This window comes from Burkholderia sp. AU45251 (assembly GCF_030482905.1).
Classification (GTDB): Bacteria; Pseudomonadota; Gammaproteobacteria; order Burkholderiales; family Burkholderiaceae; genus Burkholderia; species Burkholderia aenigmatica.
In genome coordinates, this window is record NZ_JAUJQH010000004.1 from 320050 (window position 1) to 339790 (window position 19741).

The 19741-nt window shown below is 63.9% G+C and carries 15 protein-coding genes; 2 read left to right on the top strand and 13 right to left on the bottom strand.

Going from position 1 to position 19741, the window contains the following annotated elements; all coding sequences use genetic code 11:
* Positions 1-35: 35 nt before the first annotated feature.
* From QZM67_RS13055 to xylA, 5 genes are all read right to left on the bottom strand, one after another.
* The gene (locus QZM67_RS13055) at positions 36-1235 is read right to left on the bottom strand and encodes a sugar ABC transporter permease (RefSeq protein WP_301803597.1); all 1200 of its coding nucleotides are present in this window, start codon (positions 1233-1235) and stop codon (positions 36-38) included.
* Positions 1232-2791, bottom strand: a complete 1560-nt coding sequence (gene xylG, locus QZM67_RS13060; protein ID WP_301803600.1) for a D-xylose ABC transporter ATP-binding protein — start codon at positions 2789-2791, stop codon at positions 1232-1234. Before xylG ends, QZM67_RS13055 begins: the two co-directional genes overlap by 4 nt.
* Before the next feature lie 58 nt (positions 2792-2849).
* Positions 2850-3878, bottom strand: a complete 1029-nt coding sequence (gene xylF / locus QZM67_RS13065) for a D-xylose ABC transporter substrate-binding protein (RefSeq protein WP_301803603.1) — start codon at positions 3876-3878, stop codon at positions 2850-2852.
* 87 nt (positions 3879-3965) lie between these two features.
* Positions 3966-5444: a xylulokinase gene (gene xylB / locus QZM67_RS13070; RefSeq protein ID WP_301803606.1), complete on the bottom strand. Its 1479-nt coding sequence runs from the start codon at positions 5442-5444 to the stop codon at positions 3966-3968.
* A gap of 2 nt (positions 5445-5446) precedes the next feature.
* Positions 5447-6769 (bottom strand): xylose isomerase, encoded by a 1323-nt coding sequence (gene xylA, locus QZM67_RS13075; protein WP_301803609.1) that lies wholly within the window; start codon positions 6767-6769, stop codon positions 5447-5449.
* Positions 6770-7036: 267 nt separating this feature from the next.
* Here xylA and QZM67_RS13080 point away from each other — a divergent pair, with 267 nt between their 5' ends.
* Positions 7037-8230 (top strand): DNA-binding transcriptional regulator, encoded by a 1194-nt coding sequence (locus tag QZM67_RS13080; protein WP_301803612.1) that lies wholly within the window; start codon positions 7037-7039, stop codon positions 8228-8230.
* Positions 8231-8255: 25 nt separating this feature from the next.
* A complete protein-coding gene (locus QZM67_RS13085; protein ID WP_301803615.1) occupies positions 8256-9344 on the top strand; it encodes an aldose epimerase family protein in 1089 nt (362 codons plus the stop codon).
* A 301-nt stretch (positions 9345-9645) separates the two neighbouring features.
* Here the strand turns inward: QZM67_RS13085 and QZM67_RS13090 are convergent, their stop codons facing one another.
* From QZM67_RS13090 to QZM67_RS13125, 8 genes are all read right to left on the bottom strand, one after another.
* Positions 9646-11739: an AAA family ATPase gene (locus QZM67_RS13090; RefSeq protein ID WP_301803618.1), complete on the bottom strand. Its 2094-nt coding sequence runs from the start codon at positions 11737-11739 to the stop codon at positions 9646-9648.
* 460 nt (positions 11740-12199) lie between these two features.
* Positions 12200-12388, bottom strand: coding sequence for a hypothetical protein (locus QZM67_RS13095; RefSeq protein WP_301803621.1), 189 nt, complete (start codon positions 12386-12388; stop codon positions 12200-12202).
* Between the two features lie 42 nt (positions 12389-12430).
* Positions 12431-12865 carry a hypothetical protein gene (locus QZM67_RS13100; protein WP_301803623.1) on the bottom strand — a complete coding sequence of 145 codons (435 nt, stop codon included), beginning with the start codon at positions 12863-12865 and terminating at the stop codon, positions 12431-12433.
* 561 nt (positions 12866-13426) lie between these two features.
* Entirely contained in the window at positions 13427-14704 is a 1278-nt protein-coding gene (locus QZM67_RS13105; RefSeq protein ID WP_301803626.1) for a hypothetical protein, read from the bottom strand.
* A gap of 23 nt (positions 14705-14727) precedes the next feature.
* A complete protein-coding gene (locus tag QZM67_RS13110) occupies positions 14728-15039 on the bottom strand; it encodes a hypothetical protein (RefSeq protein WP_301803628.1) in 312 nt (103 codons plus the stop codon).
* Positions 15040-15053: 14 nt separating this feature from the next.
* Positions 15054-15335 (bottom strand): hypothetical protein, encoded by a 282-nt coding sequence (locus QZM67_RS13115; RefSeq protein ID WP_301803630.1) that lies wholly within the window; start codon positions 15333-15335, stop codon positions 15054-15056.
* A 63-nt stretch (positions 15336-15398) separates the two neighbouring features.
* Positions 15399-16619: a helix-turn-helix domain-containing protein gene (locus tag QZM67_RS13120; protein ID WP_301803634.1), complete on the bottom strand. Its 1221-nt coding sequence runs from the start codon at positions 16617-16619 to the stop codon at positions 15399-15401.
* A gap of 738 nt (positions 16620-17357) precedes the next feature.
* Positions 17358-19634 carry a S8 family peptidase gene (locus tag QZM67_RS13125; protein WP_301803637.1) on the bottom strand — a complete coding sequence of 759 codons (2277 nt, stop codon included), beginning with the start codon at positions 19632-19634 and terminating at the stop codon, positions 17358-17360.
* Positions 19635-19741 lie beyond the last annotated feature (107 nt).

The window sequence follows — 19741 nt, forward strand, 5'->3', positions numbered from 1 at the left end:
GGAAGTCCTCCCGCCGACTTGCGAGCGACGGCCCGTCACCGCCGGTTCGATCGCGACACCACGTCGATCCACACGGCCAGCACCAGCACCGTGCCCTTGACGATCATCTGCCAGTACGCATCGACGTCGAGCATCGACATCCCGTTGTCGAGGCTCGCCATCACGAGCGCGCCGATCAGCGCGCCGTAGACCGTGCCCGACCCGCCGCGCATCGACGTGCCGCCGATGAAGCACGCGGCGATCGCATCGAGCTCGCCCATCGTGCCGGCGGACGGCGACCCAGCCGCCAGCCGCGCCGTGTTCACGAGGCCGGCAAACGCGCACATCAGACCCATCAGCGCGAAGATCGCGAGCTTCACGCGATCGGTGTCTACGCCCGACAACCGCGTCGCCTCCAGGTTGGAACCCACCGCATAGATGCGCCGTCCGAACACGGTCTGCGTCGCGATCCACGAGAACACGCCGAGCAACGCGAGCAGCAACAGTACAGGCACCGGGATGCCGCCGTAACGGTCCAGCGTCGCGACGAAGGCGAACAGCACCGCACCGGCGCCGACGATTTTCGCGACGTCCTGCCACGGCGAGGCAACCGCCAGCCGGTAGCGCCGGCGCGTGCCGCGCTGCCGTACCACCAGCAGAGTCACGAGCGCAAATAGCAGGATCGCGAGGCCATCGCCCGCCATGCGCGGCAGGTAGCCCTGCCCGATGAACACGAAGCCGTCGGACACCGGCGCGATCGTCGAGCCACCCGTCACGCCGAGCAGGATGCCGCGGAAGGCGAGCATCCCGCCCAGACCGACGATGAACGACGGCACGCGCCGATAGGTCGACCACCAGCCGTTGAACAGCCCGATCAGCACGCCGAGCGCCAGCACGGCCGGGACCGTTGCCGCGACCGGCCAGTGGCGGTTGACGTCGAGGGTCGCGGCGACGCCGCCGAGCAGCCCGAGCAGCGAGCCGACCGACAGGTCGATCTCGCCCGCGATGATGACGAACACCATGCCGCACGCGAGCATGCCGGTGATCGACATCTGCCGCAGCAGGTTCGATACGTTGCGCGGCGTGACGAACGCGCCGTCCGTCAGCACCGAGAAGAACGCCCAGATCGCGACCACCGCGAACAGCAGCGCGAGCACCTTGTAGCGCACGAAGATGCGGCGCAGCGGATGGCCGTGCGCGGTGCGCGTGTCGGGATCCGCCGATACGGGCCGGGAAGACGAAAGTTCGGTGTTCATGTCACACTCGCTGCAATGGGGTCGGCCGGACGCCGCGCGGGCTTCAGCGCGGCGCCGAGAATCCGTTCCTGCGTGAGACCGTCGTTGACGAAATCGCCGCGCAGCTCGCCCTCGCCGATCACGAGCACGCGATCGGCCAGCCCGAGCACTTCCGGCAGCTCCGACGACACGACGATCAGCGCGACGCCGCGCTTCGCGAGCGCGAAGATCAGCCGATAGATCTCCGCCTTCGCACCGACGTCGACGCCGCGGGTCGGTTCGTCGAGGATCAGCACCTGCGGGTCCGCCAGCAGCATCCTGGCCAGCACCGCCTTCTGCTGGTTGCCGCCGGACAGGCTCGCGATCGGCAGGAACGGATGCGCGGCGCGCACCGACAGCCGCTGCATCTCGGTGCGGATCGCGTCGAGTTCGGCGGCCGCGTCGATTCGGCCGCGCGCGGCGAAACGGCGCAGTACCGTCAGCGTGATGTTGTAGCCGACGCCGAGCTGCGGCACGATCCCGTGGCGCTTGCGGTCCTCCGGCACCATCGCGATACCCGCACGGATCGCATCGGCCGGCGAGCGGATCGCGAGCGGGCGGCCATTCATCCGAACCGTCGCCGTGCTCTCGCCCGGATACGCACCGAAAATCGCCTGCATCAACTCGGTGCGGCCCGCGCCGACCAGCCCGGCGACGCCGAGAATCTCGCCGCGCCGCACGCCGAACGACACGTCGTCGACGCGCTTGCGGCGCGGGTTCGTCACGTCGCGGCAGGTCACGTGATGCGCCTCGAGCACGACGTCGCCGATCTCGTGAGGCTCGCGCGGATAGAGATTGCCGATCTCGCGCCCGACCATCGTCGCGATGATGCGGTCGGTGGTGAGCGTGCGCATCGGCTCGGTCGCGACGTGGCGGCCGTCGCGGATCACGGTCACGGTGTCGCACACCGCGTCGATCTCGTCGAGCTTGTGCGAGATATACACGCACGCGACGCCGCGGCGCTTCAGGTCGCGCACGATGTCGAGCAGGATCCGCGTCTCCGACGCGCTCAACGACGACGACGGCTCGTCGAGAATCAGCAGCTTCGCGCGCTTGTTCAGCGCCTTCGCGATCTCGATCAGCTGCTGGTGGCCGCCGCCGTAGTTCATCACCGGCTGCGCGACATTGATCGCGTCGATCCGCAGTTCGCGCAGCAGCGCTTCCGAGCGCCGCGCCATCTCCGCATAGTGCATGCGCCCGCCGGGCAGCGTGATTTCGTTGCCGAGGAAGATGTTCTCGGCGACCGACAACTCGGGCACGAGCATCAGCTCCTGGTGGATGATCACGATGCCCGCGCGCTCGGTGTCGCGCACGCCGGACGCGACGAGCGGCGCGCCTTCCCAGCGGATCTCGCCGTCCCACGTGCCGTGCGGGTACACGCTCGACAGCACCTTCATCAGCGTCGACTTGCCGGCGCCGTTCTCGCCGCACAGCCCGACGCATTCGCCGGGGCGCACGGTCAGGTCGATGCCGTCGAGCGCCTTCACGCCGTCGAATGCCTTGACGATGCCGCGCATCGTCAGCAAGGGTTCCGTCATTCGTTCATGCCTCGCAGGATGCGCGCGGGCCTGCCGTTGAGGCCCGCGCTTCGCGCCGTTACTGGCTCGCCAGCTGGGCCTGGGTATAGAAGCCGTCCTTCACGACGACGTCGACGTTGCGCTTCGTGAGCAGTGTCGGCTGCAGCAGCACCGTGTCGACCTTCTTCCTGCCGTTGTCGTATTGCGCGTTGAATGCGGGCTTCGTGCCCTTCGCAAGATCCACGGCCAGCTTCGCGGCTTCGCTCGCGATCAGCTTCAGCGGCTTGTAGACGGTCATCGTCTGCGTGCCGGCGATCACGCGCTTGACCGCGGCCAGATCCGCATCCTGTCCGGACACCGGTACCTTGCCGGCCAGATGCTGCGCGGCGAGCGCCTGGATCGCGCCGCCGGCCGTGCCGTCGTTCGACGCGACGATCGCGTCGATCTTGTTGTTGTTCGCGGTCAGCGCATCCTCGACGATCCGCAGCGCGGTCGACGCGCTCCATTCGGGCACCCACTGCTGGCCGACGACCTTGACGTCGCCGCGGTCGATCGCCGGCTTCAGCACCTTCAGTTGTCCTTCGCGCAGCATCTTCGCGTTGTTGTCGGTCGGCGCGCCGCCCAGCAGGAAGTAGTTGCCCTTCGGCTTCGCGTCGAACACGCCCTGCGCCTGCAGTTCGCCGACCTTCTCGTTGTCGAACGAGATGTACGCGTCGACGTCCGCGTCGAGGATCAGGCGGTCGTACGACACGACCTTGATACCGGCCTTCTTCGCCTCGGCGACGACGTTGCCGAGCGTCTTCGAGTTGAACGGCACGATCACGATCACGTCTACGCCGCGCGAGATCAGGTTCTCGATCTGGGAAATCTGCCGTTCCTCGCTCGCATCGGCCGACTGCACCGACACCTTCGCGCCGAGCTTCGTCGCCGCCGCGACGAAATAGTCGCGATCGCGCGACCAGCGCTCGACGCGCAAATCGTCGATGCAGAAGCCGATTTCGGGCTTGTCCTTGCTCGCATGCGCGAGCGGCGAGCCCAGCGCGAGGATCGCCAGCGCGGCGGCGCCGGCAAGCGAACTCAATACGGTACGACGCGTCACGGATTTCATGTCTCCAAACTCCTTGTTATGGAACACCTCACGAACCGCGGGCGGCCGCCGGATGGCACCGCCCGCATCGAGTCACTGCAACATGCGTCACGCGCCTGTTGCAAACACCGGTTCGAGCGCACGGTACAGCGCGCGAAATGTCGGCCGCCGCACGTCGCGGTACCACGCGTGCCGCGCCGGATCGGGCTCGCGCACCGCGACGACGGGCGGCTGCGGGCACACGTCGCCGAGCCGCGCATCCGGTTCGAGTGCGAGATGCGCGAGGCGCGCGGCGCCGAGCGCCGGCCCCACTTCTCCGCCCTCGCGCAGCGTCAGTGCGCGGCCGCTCAGGTCGGCGAGCATCTGCGTCCAGTACGCGCTGCGCGAGCCGCCGCCGATCACCGTGATGCTGCCGGGTGCGAGCCCGGCCGCATGCAGCGCATCGATGCCGTCGAGCAGCGCGAAGCCGACACCTTCGAGCGTCGCGTTCGCGAGATCCGCGCGCCGCGTGTCGGGCGTGAGCCCGTAGAACACGCCCTTCGCGTTCACGTCGTTGTGCGGCGTGCGCTCGCCGCTCAGGTACGGCAGGAACCACGGTCGGCTCGCGCGTGCATTCGTCTCGGCATCGTCGAGCAGCGCCGCGACACCGTCGTAGCCGGCGAGTTGCGCGGTGAAGTCGATGCAGCCGGCCGCGTTCAGCATCACCGACATCAGGTGCCACGTATCCGGCAGCGCATGGCAGAAGCTGTGCACCGCCGATTCGGGATTCGCGCGAAACCCGTCCGACACCGCGAAGTACACGCCCGACGTGCCGAGCGACAGCAGCGCATCGCCGGGCCGCACGATCCCGACACCCACCGCACCGGCCGCGTTGTCGCCGCCGCCGGCCACCACCGGGATCTCGCGCAGGCCGAGCGCTCGTGCGACGGCCGGCAGCAGCGTGCCGGTAATGCGGTTGCCTTCGAATACGGTCGGCATCTGCGTGCGCGACAGCCCGCAGGCCGCGAGCAGCGTGTTGTCGTAATCGCGCTTCGCAACGTCGAGCCACAGCGTGCCGGCGGCATCCGACGGATCGGTCGCGAACGCACCGGTCAACCGATAGCGCAGATAATCCTTCGGCAGCAGCACGTGCGCGATGCGGGCGAACACGTCGGGTTCGTGCCGACGCACCCACAGCACCTTGGGCGCGGTGAAGCCCGGCATCGCGACGTTGCCGGCAACCGTCCGCAGCGCGGGCGCGAGCCGTTCGAGTTCTTCGCACTCCGCATCCGCCCGGCCGTCGTTCCACAAGATCGCGGGGCGCAGCACGTCGCCGCGGGCATCGAGCAGCGTCGCGCCGTGCATCTGCCCGGTCAGCCCGAGTGCGTCGATGTCGCGCGAATCGATGCCGGCCGCGCGCCCATCCGACACGAGTGCCGCGAGCGCGCCGCATGCGGCGTCCCACCAGTCGCGCGGCGCCTGCTCGGACCAGCGCGGTTGCGGCCGGCTCACCGTCAGCGGGCGGCTCGCGCTCGCGCGCACCGCGCCAGCGCGGTCGAGCAGCACCGCCTTCACGCCCGACGTGCCGAGGTCGAGTCCGATGTACATCTTCAGCGCAGCCCGTAGATCGCCTGGTTCACGATGTTCTCGAGCCGCTCCTGCGCGCCGCTCGCGTGACGAGGGTTGACACCCCGCGCGAGCGCATCGGCCGCGAGCGATTCCAGCGTGTAGCCGCCCGACAGGATCTGGCGACCGAACGCATCGTCCCACTGCGCGTAGCGCTGCCGGCGCAGCGCGTCGAGCCGGTCGTTCTCGACCAGCACCGCCGCGCGTTCGATCGCAAGCGCGAGCACGTCGATCGCGCCGACGTGGCCGTAGAACAGGTCTTCCGGGTCGACGCTCTGGCGCCGCACCTTCGCGTCGAAATTCATCCCGCCGGTCGTGAAGCCGCCGTGGCGCAGGATCTCGTAGAACGCGAGCGTCAGTTCCTCGACGCTGTTCGGAAACTGGTCGGTGTCCCAGCCGTTCTGCGGATCGCCGCGGTTCGCGTCGACGCTGCCGAACACGCCGAGCGCGAAGGCGTTCGCGATCTCGTGATGGAACGAATGGCCCGCGAGCGTTGCATGATTCGCCTCGATGTTCACGCGAATCTCGTTCTGCAATCCATACTGCACGAGGAAGCCGTGCACCGTCGCGACGTCGTAGTCGTACTGGTGCTTGGTCGGCTCCTGCGGCTTCGGTTCGATCAGCAGCGCGCCCTTGAAGCCGATCCTGTGCTTGTGTTCGACGACCATCGACAGGAAGCGGGCGAACTGCTCGCGTTCGCGCTTCAGGTCGGTATTGAGCAGCGTCTCGTACCCTTCCCGCCCGCCCCACAGCACATAGTTCTCGCCGCCGAGCCGGTGGGTCGCATCGAGCGCATGGCACACCTGGGTCGCGGCCCACGCGAACACGTCGGGGTTCGGGTTCGTCGCGGCGCCGGCCGCGAAGCGCGGGTGCGAGAACAGGTTGGCAGTGCCCCACAGGAGCCGCACGCCGCTCGCCTGCTGGCGCTCGCCGAGATAGTCGACCATCCGCGCGAAATTGGCCGCGTATTCGCGCAGGCTGTCGCCTTCCGGCGCGACGTCCGTGTCGTGGAACGTATAGAAAGGTGTGCCGAGTTTCGTGAAGAACTCGAACGCCGCATCCGCCTTCTGCCGCGCGCGCTCGAGTGCGTCGCCCGGCTGCTGCCAGGGCCGCCGGAACGCGCCCTGCCCGAAGATGTCGTGCCCCGGCCACACGAACGTGTGCCAGTAGCAGACCGCGATCCGCAGATGCTCGGCGAGCGTCTTGCCGAGCACACGCTTCTCGGGGTCGTAATGGTGATAGGCGAGCGGGTTGTCCGACTGCGGGCCTTCATAGCGAATTGCAGGAATGTGTTCGAAATACGACATGGTGTCTCCGTGCAGGTTCTTGTTGCGGCGCAACGCGCGTCTCGACGACACACATGGCCGAATTCGGTTGGCTGGATCGTGCCCGCGTGCCTGCTGCCCGGCAATTGCGAAATTGCACAGCACGCTTGATGTTTCTTGCCAGCCGCCCTCGTGCGGCGCGCATTCCGTCCTACAATCGCCGTACACCAACCCACCGCGCGCCGCCTCCGCGAGCGCGCCCCGGAGACAACGGCACTACGCCCCCGATGCGTTTGCCCCGAAACCGAGATGACACGCGCCCCTTCCGCCCAGACACCGCATCGCATCGCGCTGCTGTTCAATGCGAATAAGGTCTACGACCGCGAGATCATCAGCGGCATCGGCCAGTACCTGCACACTACCCGGGTGGTGTGGGACCTGTTCCTCGAAGACGACTTCCGCTGCCGGCTCACCGGCATCGAGCGTTTCGACGGCGATGGCATAATCGCGGACTTCGACGATCCTGCCGTCGCCAACGCACTCGCCTGCTCGCCGCTGCCGATCGTCGCGGTCGGCTCGTCGTACGAGGATCTGGCGCAGTACCCGAACGGTGTCCCATATATTGCGACCGACAACTCGAAGCTCGTGTCGCTCGCCTATTCGCACCTGATCGGCGCCGGACTCGCCCGTTTCGCGATGTACAGCCTGCCGATCGCCCAGGAAAACCGCTGGGCGCAGCAGCGCGAGCTCGCGTTCGACCGGTTGGCGCGCGCGGACGGGCTCGACGCGCCGATCTACCGCGGGCTGTCGACGAGCGCATCGGGGTGGAATCACGCGATCGAGCAGTTGATCACCTGGCTGCATGCACTGCCGAAACCCATCGGGGTGATTGCCGTGACCGATGCGCGTGCGCGGCATCTGCTGCAGGCCTGCCTGATCGCCGGCATCGCGGTGCCGGAACAGGTCGCGATCATCGGCATCGACAACGATCCGCTCACGCGCACGCTGACGCGCATTCCGCTGTCGTCGGTGATCCAGGGCACCGAGGAAATGGGCCGCACCGCTGCGCACCTGCTGCACCGGATGCTGCGCGGCGCGCGTTTTCCCGGGCAGCGCATTCTCGTGCCGCCGGTCGGCATCAACGTACTCGAATCGACGCGCCACCAGCCGCTTGCGAGCCAGCACGTGATGCGCGCGCGGCATTTCATCCGCCAGTACGCGTGCCAGGGGATCAAGACCGAACAGGTTGCCGACTATGTCGGCGTATCGCGCTCGCTGCTCGAGGAGCACTTCCGTCGCGAACTGCAGCACACCGTGCACCAGGAAATCCTGCGCCACAAGCTCGAAGCCGCACAGGCGCTGCTCGCGGGCCGCCATGTGTCGAGCGCAGAAGTCGCGATCCGCTGCGGCTTCACGTCGTTGCAATACATGTACGCAGTGTTCCGCCGCGAACTAGGCTGCACTCCGCGCGAATATCAGGAACGCGCGGCTGCCACGAACTGACGCCCCGCCCATCTGACATCCATCCATGCACCTCGATACCGACTCCTCACACCTGACACCCGGCGTGGCACGCGTGCAATCCGAGCCGTGGGGCACGTTGCCCGACGGCGAGCCCGTGCGGCGCTACACGCTGCGCAACGCGCACGGGATACGCGTCGGAGTCAGCGACTTCGGCGCGACCGTCGTGTCGTGGCTAGCCCCCGACCGCGCGGGGCGCTTTGCCGATATCGTGCTCGCCCACGACACGCCGGGTGAGTACCTCGAATCCGGTGTCTACCTCGGCGCGACGATCGGCCGATGGGCGAACCGGATCGCCGGCGCGCGCTTCGCGCTCGACGGCGTCGACTACCTGCTCGACCGCAACGACAACGGCAACCTGCTGCATGGCGGGGTGAACGGCTTTCATCGCGCGTGCTGGGACGTGATCGACGATTGCGGCGGACTGACGTTGCGGCTCGACTCACCGGAAGGCGACGCCGGATTCCCCGGCAACGTGAGCGTGCAGGTTCGCTACACGCTCGACGACGACGGCACATTCACGATCGACTATGCGGCGTGGACCGACGCGCCGACGCCGCTGAACCTGACGAATCACAGCTACTTCAACCTGAACGGGCGCCCCGGCAGCGACGTACGCGGACATCTGCTGCGCATCGACGCCGATGCGTTCCTCGAAGTGGACGACGCGCTGATCCCGATCGGCATGGCCGACGTGACTGGCACGGCGTTCGATTTCCGCCAGAGCGCCCCGATCGGCGCGCGCCTCGACTGGCCTCACTCGCAACTGGCGCGGGCGCGCGGCTTCGACCATTGCTTCGTACTAGGCGACGGCGGCCACGCGGTTCGGCCTGTCGCGCGGGTCTACGATCCGGAAAGCGGACGCGAGTTGCTCGTGTCGACCGATCAGCGGGGCCTGCAGCTCTATACGGGAAACTATCTCGACGGCGTACGCGTGAGTGGCGGCACTCCGTGCACGCGACATGCGGCGCTGTGCGTCGAAGCCGGCAGCTTTCCGAATCAGGTCAACATGGCTGGCCTGCGCGACGACGTGCTCCTGTATCCGGGCGCTGCCTATCGACAGACTACCCGGTATCGGGTGGCCGTCCACGCGTAGTACGCACGAGCCGCATCGTCGGCATGCAGGTGGCATCGACGCCACGCGTTGTGCGAAACCTGAGTTTGAACGGGCGACCGTGCCGTAGTGGTAAGGTTCCCTTTCATGCCGTTCGCCGGCGTCTGAAAACAACTCCGCACAACATTGATTAGACGTTACGGAGCCGTTCAAAAATCACTTCGCAATCCGAAACGTTCGCCTAGCCCAAAGGCGGCTTTCTAGTGCGGATTCAACCGCCGTTCTGCGGCCATTGTGCGACGCGTCAGCGTTCGAATGCCGGCCGCTGTGAGCGAATCGAACTTCAATTGTCAGATGGTTCAAATCGAGCGAAGAGCCGTACCCATCGCCCAACGAGATCATTGTCAACATCGTTGATCCTCTTGGCCAGCAAGGTGGCCTTCACGCGCTTCGCAACTTCCACCTTCCAGCCAGGCGTGAGTTCGATGCCTTCACACTTAGCCCACGCCTCCACCTGCGGCACGATGGGCTTGCCCATCGACGCGACTTCCGAAAACTGCTGCTCTGGAGCGCGAAAAATTCGGTCTACAGCCTCTACGAAACGTTGATGGGGAACCAAATCCTCTAACTCTGAACCTTTGAAGCCAACGAATTCGTCTGTTGATAGGACCTTCCCCTCCTCACCGTTATAGAGGCCGCTGCTCAGCTCTGCCGCCATCCTGCTGCCCATTTGATCGCCATCCAGCAAAACAACCGGCAGCGTCTCGTCTCGGCCAGTCAAAATTCCAGCGGTGATCCTTAGCGTTTTGGTTCCACCTGCAGGCGGGAATACCAGCTCTCGGCGAGGTGTGATCTTCCCCGCACCGATAAGAAGCGCCTTAATCATCGTCAGATAGTGCTGATCGGAAGCTCCCTCAACAACTATCGGGCGGCAGCCCAGTAGCAGGCTTTCAGCGACGTTCAGGTTCAATGCCGAGTATACGGCGTACGCTGCGCCGGCATGCGCCGGGTCCGCACCCGACTGACGCAGATTCGGCGAAGACTCGGTCGAGCCATCCGTAGCGACATAGACTTTTCGCACTCGATCCAGCCGGTCGGGATCGACAAGGAAAGGCGAATGCGTCGTATAGAGGATCTGGTTGGTCTTGGTCAATCCATCGAAGAAGGCCGATAGATCGCGCTGGGCGAGTGGATGAAGCGATAGGCCTGGCTCATCGAGCAGAAGAATGGCGTCTTCGTGGTCACCCTGGCTTTCGACCAAGAACACGAGGTAGAAGCTCAGAAACCATTGCAGCCCCGTACTGCGATTTTCAAGCTCGACTTCTTCAGGACGCCGATCATCTGATACCCAGATGCGAAAGTGATCGCCATCCGCTTCGAATCGGAAACGGTAGTCGCCTTGTTTCCACCAAGACTTGAACTCCTTGGTCAAGGTGGTGCCCGCAGACTGTAGCAGGATGGAGCGCTCTCGCTTGCGCTCAGCGATCCTTGCGATCTCGTCTTCGGTGGGTTGCCGATTCTGATTATTCGGATCTTTGAAGTCGCGACCAAGTTCAAGGATCTCCGTCGGTTGGAGGCGAACAAAGCTGAACAACACGCGGAGGGTCCGGGCTTTCGCCGCCTCCTTGGCTCCCAGATCTTTTCTCTCAAGATTCTGGACCACATGAGGGAGATAAATTTCCGAGTCCAGATTTCCATAGTTCGAGTAATACACGAACGTGGGGAGCGCTTTCAAGACAATCTCTCGAACACCTTCGATGTCTTCGGGGGCAGGCGACCTGATATGGGACGTCCATTCGGTCAGGACATCGATTGACTGCTGCACACGAGGAACGATTGTCGACGTCTTGGCTGGCTGGTCTGGTAACAACTTCTTCAGCGCTTCAATGGCGGCATCGAGGTCATCCGCAGTCCAGTCTTGCATGATGGGTTCGGCCAGTGCGTGAACAGCGTCAACGATCGCAGCCTTAAGAGGCTCTTCGCTCTTAAGCGGATCTGTTCGCTCAACTGCCGTGGCTAAGGTCGTCAACTCGCCCTTGATGTCCGAGGCAGCGACCGTTGTCTTGGGTGCAAACTGTGGAAACGAGACTGCATGTTTCCCATCGAAGTACCGGTCAACACGCACAACCTCCAGTTGCGCAGCATCCAGCTTCGTGAGAGTAACCAGCTTGTCTCTGAGAGAGCTGGCATCAAAATCGGCACTGATGAATCGAAATCCCCCCGGGTTGGCACGCACATCCGCGAACATCGTCTTCGGGTAATCCGATGTCGGTTGAATCTCGCCTTCGCGAGCAGGATTGAGCTTCCAAAGCGGAAGCAGCAAATTTGTCTTTCCCGATTCGTTGACACCGATCAGCGCGGCAACGTCGCCGGCTTCAATATCGCCGCTATCCTTCACCGAGCGGAAATTCGTTACCCGATACTTGATCAACTTCATCCTGCCCCCGTTGAGGTAGTTATATGGCAGCACAACCGGCTTCTACGCGCCGGATATGAACCATGATAATAGGACATCTCGACAGAGTGTCGTCGCTCGCAGCCGCCAGCACCAACTGACTTACAGCGTGTGCGGTGGAAATGCCCCCAATGTCACGGCAGCGGACCGGATGAAGGTCCCGTCTTGGGCCGGAGACCGTCAACCGGGCCGCCATCGCCCAGACAGTTCTCCACGACGCCCGGTACCCAGCGTCGCACCTGAACGATGGGTATACCGGAATCACATAGAAATCGTGACTTTCCGGTCCTTCGGGCCAATTGCCCGAGGCGAATTGGCGACTTAGCTTCGGGCATACACGAAGTGACGAAATTCTTTCGGTGAGATTGTCCATAAAGTCGTCAATGCGGGCGCGAGGCGCCACCTGCGACGGACATCTCGGATGTGACATCTTTGCTTTGCTCTACGCGGAGGGGAACGCGCGCGCCGCGCACAGGTTCGATTCGGTCTGCGCCAGCCGGCACTGCAGCGCGTCCTTCCGGTCGACCGCGAACGCCTCCTCGCTCGCCTCGAGCTCGCACGCAGCGTCGAGCAGTGCCTTCTCGACGTCGGCCGGCAGCGTGCCGCGGTACCGCTGCACGCAGTGGCGCAAGCGCGGGGCTCGGCGAGCGATAGTCCGGCGGCACGCGCGCGCTCACGCGACATCATCGACCGCCTGCGCCGTCGGGGGGATAGGCGGAAACGGCTCAGGGACATCCGGACATTCGCGCTGCATCCGGGTCCGGAGGTCGGGAATCAGGTCGATCGCCCCTGTCGATCGAACGTAGGCTTGCTTCAACTCGTCGAACTCGCGCTGCAGGCGCTCGAAGCAATCGGTCGCCAGTGCTGACGCCGGTACTGCGATCGCGGATCGAATCTGTGTGGCCAGTTCTCCGGCAAACAGCCCGTAGAGGATTGCGCGTTGACGGTCCAGCTCATACGCATCGGCGGGGCCGACCCATTCCTGCGCGGCCATGTCATAGGTCCGCTTGTCGCTCTCCGCGAGCGATAAGGGCAGTTCACGACACTGCGTGTAGATTTCGATCGGGAGCGCAGTCCACTCCTTCGCGAGCGCCCCGTCGAAGGACAACGGTCTCCACTCAACCGACTGGCTCGCTGGCTCGTCGTCTTGGTCCGGGTCATGGACCCGTACCAATTCCGTGGTCAGTGCGGCGCGCGCATCGGCATAGCCAACGGCCTGTTTTGCGAACGCTTCGAGAATCGAGCCGCGTTGAGCTGCGCGGGCGCACGCTGCTCGACCAACTTCGCGTTCTCGTCACGCCGTGCCTTGTGGTCGCCCCACGCACTCGGATTCACGCGCACACGCTGCTTCATCCGTTTGCGCGGCATGACACGGCGTGGTGCCCCGACGGGCCATGCGGCAACTGGTAGGCCGCCGCGGACACGCGATCGATCGATGAAGCTTTCCGCTGACAGGACGCGCAGCCACGGGACAAGAACTACAAGCCAAGCATGATGCACAAGGCCAAGGCACGCCGCCGTCCGTCACTGCGAATCCGATCGAGCAATAACGCCACCGGCGTGCGCCCCTAACAGTCGTGGATTTCGACGCGCGAGAGAGGCCGCCCCGCTCAAGTCGCTAGCCGCACAGTCCAGGCCATTGCGCTTACAAGCGAGACCGGCCCCCGCATCAGAGCGTTCGACTGTCGAGCCACTGGGGGCGCGACAGTCCACAGCTCTCGTAAATCGCCTCCCAAAATGGTTTCAACGCAAGTACCGGGCTCGTCTGCGCCGCGTACGTTCCCGTGACTATCACGACGTCTTGTAGACAACTTCCCCGCGGACCCGGCAGTGATGCGCGACCGGGTGCGTGAGGTACCTCCATCCCGCGGCCACGAAGACCACTCATGCCCGCGATCCATCGGTATGGCGGTGGGATACCCAAGCGCGCTTCAAATGTACCGAGGGTTTTCAGCGCAAGCGCATACATCATCTCAGCATCGGGAATCGAGGTCACGCCTTTGTGCGCGACACAGTCAAGATAAAGTGCGTCGACCGTCCAAACCTCCCCGGCCTTGAACGCAAACGCCAGTCCTGAAGCTTCTTCTTCACCCGGACGACGCGCAAATATCCCGAATCCATCGGCATGCCGTAGTTCACCATGTCCGCCATATCCGTCCCAAAGCAGCCGCACGGGATCGGGAGACGCTCTGAGCGCGGCACGAATCTCATCCGTTGTCCACAACCGATGGGTAGCGTGCTCGGGCATCACGCGCAGCCACATGAGCGAACGGTCCGCGAGCAGAACCTCTTTGTCCTGTTCGAGAATATGTGCACTTATCCCCACTGGATCCGTCAGCGGCCGAAGCCGGCCAGGCGCCACTTCCGGCAGCTGCTCAAACGGCTCGGGTACAGGTGGTTGCGGTAACGCGCTGATGTAGTCCTCGCTCGTGATCACCAGGCGAATAGCCTTTTCCAGGTCCTTCGTCAGCTTTTCACGAACGGCTTTGCGTGTCGCCTCGTCCGCATCTTCCGGGCAGTGATACGTGATGGGATGCCGCTGATGGCGCAAATCGAACGGCAAAGTCGCATCCGACGGCTCGCCAAAAGCGGTGTTCATCACGGGCACAATCCGGCCGTGCCCCAGCGCCTTCAGCGCCCATCCATACTCAATCAGGACATTCGGATTCGGTGTCGGTCGGCCGTCAGCCCGCTCGCCCACGAAAGTAAAATCCGGCACGAATACCGCAGCAGCGTCGATTTTCTGGAAGATGGTCTGCGCAATAGGCGGAAAGCCAGGCGTGTTCTTGGTATCACGATCGAGCACGAGTTCGTTGCGATCGGCTTCCTGCAGATCGGTGTCTCCCCCCAAGCGACCGAGCGCCGCCTCGAGTGCACGCTCCAGCAAGTTGCGCCCCGTCCGGGTCGCACGATCGAGTTGCCACGAGAAGAAGATGGTCGCAGCCATAGGTGCCCCTGTCAGTTGCTTGTTTATCGATCCATTCTCAACGCGTGCCCCATCTCGATGAACAGATCACATCGATCGCAATCGCCAAGTATCGCTGCCGTCCACTGCGCCCAGAAATGCGCCACGCCCCGTTGCCACGCATTGTCATCGGCTTCATTCGCGACGTGTGCCAACAGCACATCGAACGCATCGATAACGGGGCGGTAGAGATCATCGTAATGATCATCGGCTTCCATGCGCCAGGCATGGGCGAGCTTGGTCCGCTGGGCATAGATCAATTGCCCGACCCAAGGTGCCGCTCGAAACGGCAGAGATGACATCGGCAGCTCGTCCATCGATCGGTCTCACCTCACAGTGCCACGACCAACGACACCGTCACACCCAATACCGCAATGACCACGGCCGTGATCGCCACCAGCAATGTCGATGTGTTGGTCATGCGCGCATAGTAGAAATTGCGCATCTTCTCGATCATCGCTTCCGTATCTTTCGCGCCATCGTGGAATTGCCGACGAAATTCGGCATGGACCTTCACCTCGATCGCTTCGTGGAATTCCCGATTCCAGCTATCGGTCCAGTCAACGAACCACCGCACGAGGCGTCGCTTGAACATGAATCTGCGCTGTGTCATTTTTATTATCCGCCGCTTCCATTCTTGAGCACCCGGATCAATCTCCATTGTCCGGGTCAGGCGTTATCGTGTGCGTCCGGGCAATGGTGTCTCGCTCTGATCGATACCGACTGCATTCCACACCGCATCAAGGGCTGGGCCCGCCATGTTCGCTGGCGCGGCCTCAAAGGTTTCAAGGTAGACCGGCGCCGCGACGATGTCCGGTAGGTGCGGCGGCAGGGTCCGGTAGCCCATTCCGTATGCCGTTTTGACCCCGATCTGTTGCTGATGGATGTTCAACAAACTCACGCACAAGTAAGCCGGTGCCGGAATACCCAGTGTCTCCAGCACCTGCAGGGCGACCGGTAAATCGTGCTGCACCAGCGAGAGCTCATATTGCTGGGGAAAGACCGTCGGTTTCGCAGGCTCCCCTTGCTCGACACTCAATACCGTGCCAACCAGTTCGATACACCCGCCCCGAAACACCTGGGCAAAGGCGTAATACTGCCCCTCGCGGTCCCGATTACTTGTGCAGATCACGCCTTCGAAGTTGGTCGTGATCCCCCCGAGAAAATTGTTGCCCGGCTGCGCGCGGGCCAGGTGCTGGGCCGCGACCTTTAACTCCGGGATGGCATGCTCATCCGCGCGGGTCAGTGACAGCACGGGGACGAGGTGGACGACCAGTAACGGGCCGGACCGAACAGGTACGGGACCACGCTGCTCCCGCAACGCGGCCAGGCGTGCCTCCCGAAAAGCCAGCGCGCGCTTGGGCAACCCCTCGGCATGGGCGAAAGCGGTACGAATCGCGTGAATATCCATGGGCTCCTTACCGACCGAATTACGCAGAAAGAAGTGTCCGCCCCCTTTCCGGGTCACGCGGTGCGGCGCGCTCGGGCTAGGCCCCACTCGCATCACGATCACATGGCCCCCTGCGGCGACGGGCACCGGCCGCGCATGTAGTGTCGCGAGTTTCGGCTCGAGTGTATCCCGCAGGCTACCGACGATATCGAGCAAAATGGCATCGAGATTCGACACTTGCACAGGGACGATCGCCTTGGCGACGGCTGAATCGCCCTCCGTCTTCTGGAACGGCTCCAGGCCGATGATGAGGTCGCCACCAAATGCATTGGCAAAGGCGCAAACGTCCTCGGCAAGCCTGCTTTTTTCCTCAGGGGTGAGCTTTCCGTCCGGCGTGAGCACCCACGCACGTTTGAAGTCGAGCGTACGCCCCTCGCGTACGCCGTGGTCGATCAACTGCTGGATGTCAGCCTCGGTGACTTCTTCGAGCCGTATACGCGGAATCATCCGTCGGTCCCCTTGGTGGATATCGGTATGCGTGTGAAAAGAATGCCCCCCTGAACCCCGTGTATCGAATCAATCAGACAGCGGGTGGCGTTTTCCAAAAGTGTAACGGAATAGCTGCCCGCGCAAGCCTGACCCGCTTGGCCCCATGCACCACTATCGGTTGCATCGGAAACAACCGATGCACGACCGACCTGTGCGCCCTGCCATTCGCGACGTCGGTAATCGATCGACGGGTGGCACGCACATCCAGGCCGGTGAATTGCACGCCTTCCCACGCAGGGGGACCCCAGCTGGTTCCGGGGTCCCTCTCCTCTGCCTCACGAGGTGAGGAAGGATGGGGCTCTCGTGCTGCGCATCGAGCCGCCTAGGGCATCTCGACCGGCCGGCTTCCATCTCTGCCCCCTTCGGCCCGGCTCCACGATCCGTGGCCTACGCGCTCCGCTTGCCGGGCATCGGCGCCGGCTGCGGCCGTCGGCCTCAGCGCTAACCTGCCGCTAGCGTCGAAATCAGACGGAACAGTACGCAGATCCCCGCCGCGCGGCGTCGGCCGCGGTCGTAGCCACCTCCAGTTGGGCGAGTAATTGGGCCGCTCGCCCCGTTCAAAGCATCCTCAAGCGGGGCTTCCGAACGCTCTGATCTCTGACTGAATTGGAAACGGCAATGATGACCTTGTCCAGATTGCTTGCGGCGTCATTTGCGCATACGGAGGTGAGCGCTTTGCGGCGTTCGAGCCGACTATCAGACCTCGATCGCAATCTTGTTCGCGATCACGCTGTACAGGTCTATGTCCGTCTGCTCCGTCCGCAACGAAACGATGAGGCTATAGCGAGCCGGCAAGGCGTAGCGCTCGAGACCAGGGCGCGTACGCCACCAGCCTGCGGCCGGATAGACCGCGAGAAAACCGCGGCTGGCCAACTCCGCGGCGGTGCCTTCCCAGACATCCTGATGAAGCGAGCCTCGGTGCCGCTGTCGATCGCCTAAGTGCCACCCGGTGTCGCTAGGGTTGGGCGCAGAGCCATCGCCTTCCTGCTGCGCGGCCGCGTTGATCCGAGCGACGAAATCCTCGACTGATGCCTCAAGGGGCCGCTTGAGGTCAAACCGCAGGCGATGCGACGGATAGTGGAATTTCGAGGCTGCACCGCGGGCAGAAGGATTGGGCTCCACAAAGTAAGACAGCGTCACCCGCATCTCCACCCGGACGTCCTGCAGGGCCTCAAGCTCCTCCTTCGGCCATGGCAGCGCATGCAGATTCATGTCGCGGCTGACCACGCCGCGCCCCCTCTCCTTGGTGTAAGGGTGGACTGCATCCTCGATGACCAAAGACAAAGAGTTGCCCGCGCTCCACAGGGCGAGCTCGAGGTCCGGCATCCCCCAGCCGCAATGGCGAATCAGGTTCACGTAGTCTTGCTTACTGGGTTGTCCAGCTGCAGGCAGGAACATTTGTCGCATCGCTGGCGTCCACTCAGCGGCGTGAACGATCAGGGCCCGTACGGTTTCCGGCCGGAATTGAGGGTACGCCGCCATGATCTGCGCTGCCATCCTCGCGCAGAGCGCCGATGCCGCACTCGTCGCATTGGTGGTCGTGAACAGACGCTCATTCGGTACATTGTGCGTAGTGAGCAGATTGAGGGCGGGAACTCCAGAAGCACCCAGCTCGTCCTTGCCGACATTGCCCCCTTCGAAAACCACGTCGGGTTTTAAGGGCCACGCGCTGTCCCAAGTACGCGATGTCGTGGTGTAGGGGCTGAGGCCGCCTTCTGCAGCAATCGCCGCCAGGCCCGCGATCTCAGTGTCGATCTTGTGGGTACAGGCGCCGACGGTCAGTGCATTCCAGGTCTGCCCCGGGTCGTGCACGAGATTCGTCGCCAAGCTATCGGGATACGTCATCCAGGCGTCGTGACTGCGGGTGTTGCCGGCTGCCAGAACGAACAGTCGCGGGGTTTCGCCGCCGCCGTCGACATCTGATGCAAGGCGGTCGAGCATCGCCGACCACGAGGAGGGGCGACCGCGATCACGGTAGTCGGATGCGGTAACCGCCGTCGCGAAAACCCGCGCACGGTCGGGCTGGGTAATCTCGGGTCGACTGACCGCCTCGGCGAACAGAAAGGCATGATGCCTGGCGTCACCCGCGTTGTCACCCTCTTCAGAAACGAGCTTCACGGACTCGAGCCGATGCGTCACGGTGACAGGCGCGGCCTCTCCAACGGCCGCGGTGAGTTCGCCGTAGGCAGCTAGACCAGCTAGGCCCGTCCCGTGATTGGCGGTGTCATCGACTCCCCAGGCGGGGTTGACAGTGTGCTGATCGGGCCCGTCCAGCAGCGGCGCCAGCATCGGATGACCACGATTGGCCCCGGAGTCGATGAGGCAGATATGCGGCGCGCCGGCAGCAGGCCAAACGGCATGCTCCAGCATGTCATCCATCCACGGGCCTTGCTCTTCAACCCCCATCCCATCGAAGAACTCAGCCGTGTCCTTTGCCTTGCGAAGTTCGGCAACGCAGTTGAGTAGCAGCACCGACCGGCTCAACTGCGCTTCAGATCCGAACATCGTGATGACCGTTCGCTCGGGAAAATTCGCCTGGTGCTCGTTGACTGCGCAACCCGCAGATTGCGCAAGTTTCCGAAAATCTTCAACAACCACCTGCCGATCTTCTCGTACCGGCAGCCACACTTCCCACCAGAACGCTGTGCCAGCGTCGTCGGGTAGGAGCGCCGGGTCGTCGGTCCACAGTGCGCGTAGCTCCGCCCGACGGATAGACGCGATGGTGTTCAACAGTGGCTTGTGGTCGAGCGATTGACCAGATGCACCCTTGCGGTCAGCCAGGTACTCCGCGACGTAGGTCTCGAAGTGCTCCAGCTTGCCATCGGGAACGAACACGTTCGCAAAGGTCACGTCGCCCGCCTTGCGGACGCTGAGCAGCTCGATGCGCTTCGTCTCGTTTCCGAGGCTCTGGAAAGCCAGTTCAACGTCGGGCTGGCCCTCGAATTCGACCTGAAGGCCGACGCCGCTTTCCATGCCGCTTTCTCGCTGGGCCTGTGTTGCCTGCGCCATCAATGGTCTGAGAGCTTGCAGCTGTGCCTGAAGCACCTGGCCATGTGTCTGTCGATCCCTCACTGGTAGTG